This is a genomic window from Skermanella aerolata KACC 11604, from assembly GCF_000936425.1.
GTDB lineage: Bacteria > Pseudomonadota > Alphaproteobacteria > Azospirillales > Azospirillaceae > Skermanella > Skermanella aerolata.
In genome coordinates this window covers 1-8,014 of the sequence record NZ_AVFK01000101.1, presented here as the reverse complement: position 1 = coordinate 8,014, position 8,014 = coordinate 1, and the positions used below count along the sequence as shown (strand labels likewise).

Annotated in this window: 12 protein-coding genes; 6 read left to right on the top strand and 6 right to left on the bottom strand. The window is 59.5% G+C overall.

The genetic code is table 11. The features are described from left to right. Both N826_RS37810 and N826_RS37805 read left to right on the top strand, forming a co-directional pair. The coding region (locus N826_RS37810; RefSeq protein WP_052832782.1) for a methyl-accepting chemotaxis protein at nt 1-1,214 on the top strand (1,214 nt) is incomplete at its 5' end. Between the two features lie 129 nt (nt 1,215-1,343). Beyond that, a complete protein-coding gene (locus N826_RS37805) occupies nt 1,344-1,625 on the top strand; it encodes a hypothetical protein (protein WP_147041303.1) in 282 nt (93 codons plus the stop codon). A gap of 283 nt (nt 1,626-1,908) precedes the next feature. Here the strand turns inward: N826_RS37805 and N826_RS43985 are convergent, their stop codons facing one another. After that, nucleotides 1,909-2,082 carry a hypothetical protein gene (locus N826_RS43985; protein WP_157599424.1) on the bottom strand — a complete coding sequence of 58 codons (174 nt, stop codon included), beginning with the start codon at nt 2,080-2,082 and terminating at the stop codon, nt 1,909-1,911. A 394-nt stretch (nt 2,083-2,476) separates the two neighbouring features. On the opposite strand from N826_RS43985, the gene N826_RS37800 reads away from it, so the two are divergent. The 3 genes from N826_RS37800 (at nt 2,477) to N826_RS43980 (ending at nt 4,293) form a co-directional block, all read left to right on the top strand. Then, nucleotides 2,477-2,863, top strand: a complete 387-nt coding sequence (locus tag N826_RS37800; RefSeq protein ID WP_052832781.1) for a response regulator — start codon at nt 2,477-2,479, stop codon at nt 2,861-2,863. 206 nt (nt 2,864-3,069) lie between these two features. Continuing rightward, complete coding sequence (locus N826_RS37795) at nt 3,070-3,507, top strand: response regulator (protein WP_044437646.1); 438 nt, start codon at nt 3,070-3,072, stop codon at nt 3,505-3,507. Nucleotides 3,508-4,098: 591 nt separating this feature from the next. Beyond that, nucleotides 4,099-4,293: an anti-sigma factor family protein gene (locus N826_RS43980; RefSeq protein WP_169789505.1), complete on the top strand. Its 195-nt coding sequence runs from the start codon at nt 4,099-4,101 to the stop codon at nt 4,291-4,293. Here the strand turns inward: N826_RS43980 and N826_RS37785 are convergent. The 5 genes from N826_RS37785 to N826_RS37765 form a co-directional block, all read right to left on the bottom strand. Further along, nucleotides 4,290-4,547, bottom strand: a complete 258-nt coding sequence (locus N826_RS37785) for an RNA polymerase sigma factor (protein WP_052832780.1) — start codon at nt 4,545-4,547, stop codon at nt 4,290-4,292. The genes N826_RS43980 and N826_RS37785 overlap by 4 nt on opposite strands. Before the next feature lie 372 nt (nt 4,548-4,919). Continuing rightward, nucleotides 4,920-5,462, bottom strand: a complete 543-nt coding sequence (locus N826_RS37780) for a transposase (RefSeq protein ID WP_244619776.1) — start codon at nt 5,460-5,462, stop codon at nt 4,920-4,922. A 13-nt stretch (nt 5,463-5,475) separates the two neighbouring features. After that, complete coding sequence (locus N826_RS37775; protein ID WP_044437644.1) at nt 5,476-5,802, bottom strand: type II toxin-antitoxin system PemK/MazF family toxin; 327 nt, start codon at nt 5,800-5,802, stop codon at nt 5,476-5,478. Next, entirely contained in the window at nt 5,799-6,056 is a 258-nt protein-coding gene (locus tag N826_RS37770) for an AbrB/MazE/SpoVT family DNA-binding domain-containing protein (protein WP_044437643.1), read from the bottom strand. The genes N826_RS37775 and N826_RS37770 overlap by 4 nt, the downstream gene beginning before the upstream one ends. Before the next feature lie 187 nt (nt 6,057-6,243). Continuing rightward, the gene (locus N826_RS37765; protein WP_044437642.1) at nt 6,244-6,531 is read right to left on the bottom strand and encodes a hypothetical protein; all 288 of its coding nucleotides are present in this window, start codon (nt 6,529-6,531) and stop codon (nt 6,244-6,246) included. A 66-nt stretch (nt 6,532-6,597) separates the two neighbouring features. Between N826_RS37765 and N826_RS37760 the strand changes: the two genes are divergently transcribed. Further along, on the top strand, nt 6,598-7,947 hold the full coding sequence (locus N826_RS37760; protein ID WP_044437641.1) for an IS701 family transposase: 1,350 nt from the start codon (nt 6,598-6,600) through the stop codon (nt 7,945-7,947). Nucleotides 7,948-8,014: the final 67 nt, after the last annotated feature.

Genomic DNA, 8,014 nt, shown 5'->3' with positions numbered 1-8,014 from the left:
ACAGTGCCGGTGCCTACGACTATCCCGGGCTGGGCTGGTCGGTACTCGTACGCGCTCCCTCGGTCGAAGCCTTCGCCGACATCAACACCGTTATCACCCAGATCTCGGTTGTCTTCGCGGCTGCCATAGTGCTGATCACGGCGCTCGGCTGGCTGATCGGCAATGCCGTCTCCCGCCCGATCAAGGGATTGGAAAACACCATGGGGCAGCTGGCGACCGGCAACACGGATCTCGCTATTCCAAGCCTGGAACGTTCCGATGAGATCGGCGACATGGCGCGGGCGGTTCAGGTGTTCAAGGACAACGCGGTCGAGCGGGTCCGTCTGGAGGCGGCACAGGTAGCGGAGCGTCAGGCCAAGGAAGCACGGGCGGCTGAGGTCGAGCGGCTGATCGGCGGCTTCGAGGGCGGTGTGGGCGAGATCCTGCGCACCGTCGCCTCGGCCGCCACCGAGCTGGACAGCACGGCCCAGAGCATGGCGGCGATTGCCGAGGAAACCTCCCGACAGGCCACGGCGGCGGCGGCGGCGGCCGGGCAGACGTCGAGCAACGTCTCGACGGTGGCGGCGGCGTCGGAGGAAATGACCAGCTCGCTGCGCGAGATCTCGCGCCAGGTGAGCCGCTCGACCGGCATCGCCGGCCAGGCGGTCGAGCAGGCCGGGCGGACCGACGGCACGGTCCGGGGGCTGGCCGAGGCGGCCGGCCGGATCGGCGAAGTGGTCGGGCTGATCCAGTCGATCGCCAGCCAGACCAACCTGCTGGCGCTCAACGCCACGATCGAGGCCGCCCGGGCTGGTGAGGCGGGTAAGGGCTTCGCCGTGGTGGCGAGCGAGGTCAAGAACCTGGCGACCCAGACCGCCAGAGCGACCGAGGAGATCTCGGCCCAGATCGCTGCCATGCAGGCCGTCACCAGCGGCGCCGTCACTGACATCCAGGGCATCGGCGGCACGATCGGCGAGATGAACGAGATCACCACCACGATCGCGGCCGCGGTCGAGGAGCAGAGTGCCGCCACCGCTGAGATCTCGCGCAGCGTCGGCCAGGCGGCGGCCGGCACGTCCGAGGTGTCGGGCAACGTCGTCCAGGTCACCGAGGCGGCCAGTCAGACCGGCGCCGCCGCTACCCAGGTGCTGGGCGCCTCGGGCGAACTGGCCCGCCAGGCCGAGCGCCTCAGGGCCGAGGTCGAGCGCTTCCTGTCCGGCATCCGCGCTGCCTGAACCAGGAGCAAGAGGGCCGGTCGCCTCACAGTGACTGGTCCTCAAGCCTTTTGCGCTTCAACTAAACGAAAAGTGTTGATCATGCATCCCGAACTCGCTGTCCGTCGTCCGGGTGTCCTGAACACCAAAATGGAAGATCACAAAGCCGCTCTGCAGGGCTGGTTCGACACCCTCGACAGCCACCTGTACCGGCTCTATCTGATCACCGGCAGGGACGACTTTGCCAAGGCTCTGCCTCTGATCCGGCGTCTACGCGAGGAGACGGCCGCCGTCGATGGCACCTCCCTGGATCAGGCCCAGGGGCTTCAGGAACTTGGTGAACAGCTCCGCCACTTGATGCTTACCCTTGTGGACGAGCGTGAAACGCCAGCACAAGCCGGGTATGATCTTCAGGAGCAGATCAACGTATGACTATCGAGATACATATACTTACAAATCATGTGAATTTTGGTTGAGCAATTCGATATGGATAAATTGCTGTTCCTCTAAACACTGCAATTTTATGATAATTTCACGGATGCGCTCTCGGTTGACTGTGTCCAGCTTCTCTCCCAACGAACTTAGATCAGCAATTGTTCGACGGACGATGTCTGACACAGTACGGGGCCATTCCAATTTTGAGTCCCAGCTTGGATAAATAACTCACAACCCTTGGTTTTGCATTAGGTAATTTTTCCAGCTGACGGCCTACACTTTATTCATTCGACTTATAAGAAAAGTACAGGTTGATCCGCATAAGCTCGTCAACGTCCGGCCATTGCTCATCCTGGTGAGAAAGGCGCGCAATAATCTTCAAGACATCTTCTCGTTCTGTTGGATCCAATTTGGCGTCGGCAATGGCTTGAAGATCCTTGACCGTACGATGCATTTCATCATTCCTGAACTATTATACTATGACTTTGCGAATAGTGAACTGCCGATCAGCCCGGGGACGGCACTGAAAGACTCGGTTCAACACAGTGACGAGCAGCATCATTATTTTAATCAGTCAACCGCGACACGTAGGTTATAATATTTTTCCGTTATTTTAGCATTTCTCTAGGCAATCTGGAAAATTGACTTTTTGATCTAAGACGTTTGTTGTAGTAAATGCTTCATGCGTCACTGCTGGCTCGAAGGACCTTGCTTAGACCATAGGCGATCCCCAGTCAGTAACTGAACACATTTCCTGTCTCTTACCTGATTCCATGTTTGTTAACGTTAATGATTTATTAACACTAAATCCTGACAATACTTGTTCATCGTCATGAGGGGAGAGCGCCATGCAGACCAGGCAAACCTGGGGTGGACGGGTTCTGGTTTGTGAGGACAACCCTCTGATCGCCGAGGGCTGGTCCGCCATGCTGCGGGAAGCCGGCTATGATGTTGCCGGCCCGAACGCGAGCGCTGAGACAGCTCTCGAGGAGGCGCAGCGGCACCTGCCCGATCTGGCCCTGGTCGACATCTGCCTGAGCGGCGCGGTCGATGGTGTTTCCGTCGCCGCCGAGCTGGCCTCGCTGGGAGTGCTGATCATCTTCGTTACGGCAGACTATCAGCGGGCGGCTGAAGGTCGCGAATATGCCGCCGATATCCTGATCAAGCCGGTCCGGCATTGCGCCCTGATCGGAGCCGTCGCCGCTGCTCTCAGCGGCGCTGACAGATGGCACTGATCTATCGTCCACACTCATAGTCCTGCCCGTTGCCTGTTCGAACAGAACGGTCCGGCGGAACGGTCAGCCCTGACGCTCATCGCCCCCATGTATCCAGCAACCCTCACCCTGAGGTCTCTCCGGAACCCACCTCCTCCCCCAAAGAGCGCGCATCCTTACGGTGTTCTATGCGTAGATTGGTCGACTGGAGATTTGGGGAGGCGGGTGTGCGTGTCCTGATCGTTGAGGATGAGGTCATCATTGCTATCGATATCCAGGACACGCTTGAAAGCGCCGGGCATACAGTCATCGGGATAGCTCTGACCATCAACGATGCCCTGGCGTTCATCCAGGCCGGCTGTCCCGATCTGGCCCTGATCAACATCAATCTGCGGGAAGGCCGGGGTGCCGGCATCAACCTCGCGCGTGATCTGCTGGAGCAGTACAGGGTTCCTTCCCTGTTCGTTTCCGGCCAGTGCAGCGAGGCGCGCCAGAACAGGGATGCCGCGCTCGGCTATCTGGCGAAGCCCTGGCGTACCCGGGCGCTGCTGGACAGCGTCGAGGTCGCCCGGCGCCTTATCAATGGCCAGGATCCGGCCCCCCTGCCGCCGGAGCTGGAGCTGTTCGGATGGCGACAGCCGCAGCAGTCCGGTTGGACCGGTTGAGGTATTCCCTGTCCGATGAATCTCGTCAGGCATCGGACACAGCTTATCGAGTGCGGCAGCGTGCCGATCGTCCAGCCAGCCAGTCCTGATGTCCAACAGCTGGTTGAAAAATGACGGTGTAAGCATCCTGTGCATTCTGCCGAGATATTCCGGCGCCTATACGCTATCAGATTACCGCGATCACTGCGAACATGAGCGCGCTCAGGCATGCAGCGCCGATTACCAGCCATAGCCCGAGGCGCTCTTCCTGATCCATCCTGCATCCGCTTGAAAATAAGAAGACCTCACCGAGGAGGCTAAATCCGGCGAGGTCCTGAGTAGGAACTTCCGGCGCGTCACCGCTGACCACACCAGTTAAAAATAGATTATCATTTTATAATTTTGCTGTTTATCCCTCTTCCGATAATCTTCGGAGAAGTTTCAGGAGCCTATGGGATTTCTAAAGAATTACATGTTATGAGTGTAAGCTGTTTTTGATGCTCAGGAAATAAACATAACTTTTCAGTCGTTCTAGAGCGGCAAGGTTCATACATTTTATGAGAGACAGTGGTGTTCGTCTTTCAGTCGAAAGTACCATTGGGGAGAAGCATTGTGGATCCTGAAGAACGATCTGAAGATGTGTTGCTGTTCGCCTACGTGGACGGTGAACTGGATGAGGATCAACGGCGTCGTGTCGAGGAACTGCTTACCCGTGATCCGAATGCGCGCCAGCGGGTTGCGCAGCTGCGTGAACTCAATACGTTGCTCAAAGCCGCTTATCAGAAAGATGGCAATGAGACGGCTTAGTCAGTGTCGCGATCTGCCGCGCCGTTGAGATCAAGATTGCGGATGAGCTTCAGGCGACCGCGAAGCAGATGGCCCATGACAGCATCGCGCGGGATGCCGAGTTTCCGAGCGGCATCCTGATAGCTTAGACCGTTTACGCAGACCAGCATGACAGCGGCTCGTTCCTCGGCGGACAGGGCATCAACTTCCTGGCGTACCCGCGCCGACGTGAGCGGAGAAACCGGAGTTTTCAACATAACCTTGTATAACTCCATTATAATACTCTCCAAATTCGAAAATGAGTTAGTTTTTTGACACAAAAAATCAACGCAAGGTCCATTGTATAAAAATTTCTCCAACAACGGAATAATATCTTTTTAGATAAATGCGCACTCAATAGCAATAGCTGTTCGTGTTCTCCACTCCTTATGCGTGAAACCAGTCCTCCGCGTCATCGTTCAGACTGTCCGAAGACGGCCGTTATTCGAAAGTTGTATCAGCATTTGACCATTTGTCGTTTTCAGAGGACGACTGCACCAGTTCATTGGACTGGCCACCCTGTGTGCCTAGGACTTCTGAACGGGGTGTGTCAGCAGTCGTATGTGCGAAACGCCGTGAGAGACGGGAATGGCTCCGAACTCCCCTGCTCAACCGGCAAGCTGCTTGATGCGCTCCGTTAGGCGTCCGAATGCCTCGTTCACGTAGTCCAGCAGCTTGGATTCTGCTCCCTGCGCACGTAGGGAGGTCTTGAAGTCGTTCAAGTCGGACAGCCATTGCCGATGCAGTATTCCCAGCTCCTCGAGCTGTGGCTGGAAGACTTGCCGGTTCCCGCTCGCATTAAGTGCCTGATAGCCACGCTCAAGTGTGGCCGCCATTGTCAGCAACTGCGCGCCCATTTGCCTGCGCTGATCGGAGAACGGGGCCATGCCGTCATAGGGCCGCGATGCCTTGCTGTGTTCAGCTTCGAACGCTTCTTCCATGATACGGGCGTAATGGTAGAAACCTGGAAACTCGCGGGACAGCGCCATGAGCTGCTGGTCGGAGGTGCTGACCCAAATTCGATGCAGGTCGGGAACGTGTCCCATCATGCGATTGATGATGGCATGCGCCTCGCTGACGCCTTCGGCGGCAAGCTGCTGCATCTGCTGATCCATCCGCGCGGCCAGTCGGCGAAATTCGTTCATGCTCATGGCCCTGCTCACTTCACTCGAAGAGCGTGACGACCTTCGCCAGCACCTCATCCATGAGCGGTGCAGGCAGCGTGTCCACCTTGCGGGCGTGGCGTGCCGCCAGGTCGATTACTCGTGGCTGGTCACAGCGCACAACGCCGGTAGTCCTGATGCCGGTCACGGGCACGGCGAAGCCAAGGCGGCGCGCGAACTCGCCGCCGTTGGTGATCGGGAGGATTACCGGCAATTTGGTAGCTTCGTTGAACTCGGCGGGGGACACGACCAGGACGGGACGATTGCCGCTTTGCTCGTGCCCGGCAGTCGGATCGAGCGAGACGAGATAGATGTCGCCCCGCTTCATAGCAGTTCACTGCCCACGGCGGGTGCATCGACCCATTCGCGTTCATCGGCTGGCTGCGGTTGCGAATAATCCGACGCGGCCAGCAATTCCGCCAACGTGTAGTGCGGCCGTGGATTGGGTTTGACTACCAGACAGCCATGGTCGACCGCGAGGCCGACCGTTGCACCGGCCTGCAAGTGCAATTGATCGAGAAAAGCAGGCGGCACGGCCAGCATGATCGAGCCGCCGACCTTGCGAAGATTGGTTGTGTGCATGATGCGCCTCCTACAGATGATGTTATACCGAAATATAACATAAACTGTTTTGGCTGCAAGCTGCGTGTCCGTCAAACGATCGTCTATGGACCTCTGGATATGATGACGGTGGGATGCGGACTTGGACGATCCTGAAACTGTGTCTCACCTTAGCTGGACTTTGCATGTTTCGTGAGATTGGCAGACCTCAGGCATTGATCCAGAAGAAGCCTTCGGTGGCAATAAACTGGAGAGCCTGATCGAGGGGCATGATGACGGGACCGAAGTCGCCGGGAGCAGCCCAAGTAGTTTCTCGCCACCACATCACCTGAACCTTGTCGCCGTCGCCGGTTGGGCGCAGGCGGGCAACAGGGCCGTCGGTGCGCCGGCTGTAGAGCGTGTAGCCGCGGCTGGCGCGGACGACCTCGACACCGCCGCGCGGGAAGGCATAGGCCGCGATGCGATCGCGTATCTCGTCGGTTCTGATCGCCGCCATCGTGATCTCCTGTGCCGGACTGGGTTGCTTGTGCCGGGTTCAACAGGCGGGACAGGAGCTCGGATCATGGTCGGTAGCGTACCGCGCAGCCTGGTCGACTGGATGTGGCCATTCATCTGGTGCTTCCCCGGAGCGACCTGGGACCACGTCCTGGTGCTGGTCAGCGGAGCTTTGCTGAGCCCGGGCCGGCGCACCGTCACGGCGGCGCTGCGCGTCATGGACCTGGACCAGAGCGCGAGCTTTGCCGTTTATCATCGCGTGCTGAGCACCGCCCGCTGGTCGGCCCGGCGCGTGGCCCATCGCCTGCTGCGGTTGCTGGTCGCCGCCTTTGTCCGGGACGGGCCGGTCGTCATCGGTCTCGACGACACGATCGAACGCCGCTGGGGAGCGAAGATCAAGGCGCGCGGTATCTACCGGGACCCGGTCCGCTCCAGTCATGGCCACTTTGTCAAAGCGAGTGGTCTGCGCTGGCTGTGTGTCATGCTGCTGGCACCCATTCCGTGGGCCGGCTGCGTCTGGGCGCTGCCGTTCCTGACCATTCTGGCACCGTCCGAACGCTACGCACAGAAGCAGGGTCGGCGGCACAAGAAGCTGACCGACTGGGGCCGTCAGGCGCTGCTCCAAACCGCCCGCTGGCTGCCGGACCGGCGGATCGTCGCGGTCGCCGACAGCAGCTTTTCCGTCATCGAGTTGCTGCGCTCCGTCAGCCCGCATCTGGATGTGGTCACCCGGCTGCGGCTCGATGCCGGCCTGTATGAACCGCCCCCAGCACGCCACCCTCGGGACAAGGGTCGCCCCCGCGTCAAAGGGGCACGCCTGCCGACCCTGACCGCGCGGGTGGCTGATCCGACCACGCCGTGGCAGCAGGTCGTGATCCAGGGCTGGTATGGCAAAACGCAGCATCGGCTCGATGTCGCCACCGGCACCGCGCTGTGGCATCACCCCGGCAGACGCGTGCTGATCCGCTGGGTGCTGGTGCGCGACGCCGAGGGTGACAGGGAGCCGCAGGCTTTCCTGTGCACCGACCTCGATGCCGAACCCACAGAGATCCTGGGCTGGTTCGTGCGGCGCTGGAGGGTCGAGGTCACTCTGGCCGAGGTTCGCCGCCACCTCGGCGTCGAGACCCAGCGGCAGTGGTCCGATCTTGCGATCCTGCGCACCACCCCGGCCCTGCTCGGCCTGTTCTCCCTGGTCACCCTCTGGGCCGACCGGATCAAGGGGCAACTCGGTGTGCTGCCCGACCGCGTCCGCTGGTACCCCAAAGCTGAGCCAACCTTCAGCGACGCTCTCGCCCTCGTTCGCCGCGAACTCTGGACCTCACCAACTTTCGCAACGTCACCGGATCACCGGGAGAGTGCAAAAAATACCGATAGCCTGCTCAACCGCCTGATCCGCGTCGCCTGCAATCCTCCCTAAACCTGCAAAGTCCAGCTTAGAGGATGTTGAGTTGAAAGTTGGTAAAATTAATCGTTAATGTCAGGTT

Bases quoted from the DNA above. Each gene is read 5' to 3' on its own strand.
- N826_RS43985 (WP_157599424.1), bottom strand. From the start codon at position 2,082: ATGCATCGTACGGTCAAGGATCTTCAAGCCATTGCCGACGCCAAATTG.
- N826_RS37765 (WP_044437642.1), bottom strand. From the start codon at position 6,531: ATGGCGGCGATCAGAACCGACGAGATACGCGATCGCATCGCGGCCTAT.
- N826_RS37785 (WP_052832780.1), bottom strand. From the start codon at position 4,547: ATGGAGTTATACAAGGTTATGTTGAAAACTCCGGTTTCTCCGCTCACG.
- N826_RS37800 (WP_052832781.1), top strand. From the start codon at position 2,477: ATGCAGACCAGGCAAACCTGGGGTGGACGGGTTCTGGTTTGTGAGGAC.
- N826_RS37780 (WP_244619776.1), bottom strand. From the start codon at position 5,462: ATGAGCATGAACGAATTTCGCCGACTGGCCGCGCGGATGGATCAGCAG.
- N826_RS37770 (WP_044437643.1), bottom strand. From the start codon at position 6,056: ATGCACACAACCAATCTTCGCAAGGTCGGCGGCTCGATCATGCTGGCC.
- N826_RS37805 (WP_147041303.1), top strand. From the start codon at position 1,344: ATGGAAGATCACAAAGCCGCTCTGCAGGGCTGGTTCGACACCCTCGAC.
- N826_RS37760 (WP_044437641.1), top strand. From the start codon at position 6,598: ATGGTCGGTAGCGTACCGCGCAGCCTGGTCGACTGGATGTGGCCATTC.
- N826_RS37775 (WP_044437644.1), bottom strand. From the start codon at position 5,802: ATGAAGCGGGGCGACATCTATCTCGTCTCGCTCGATCCGACTGCCGGG.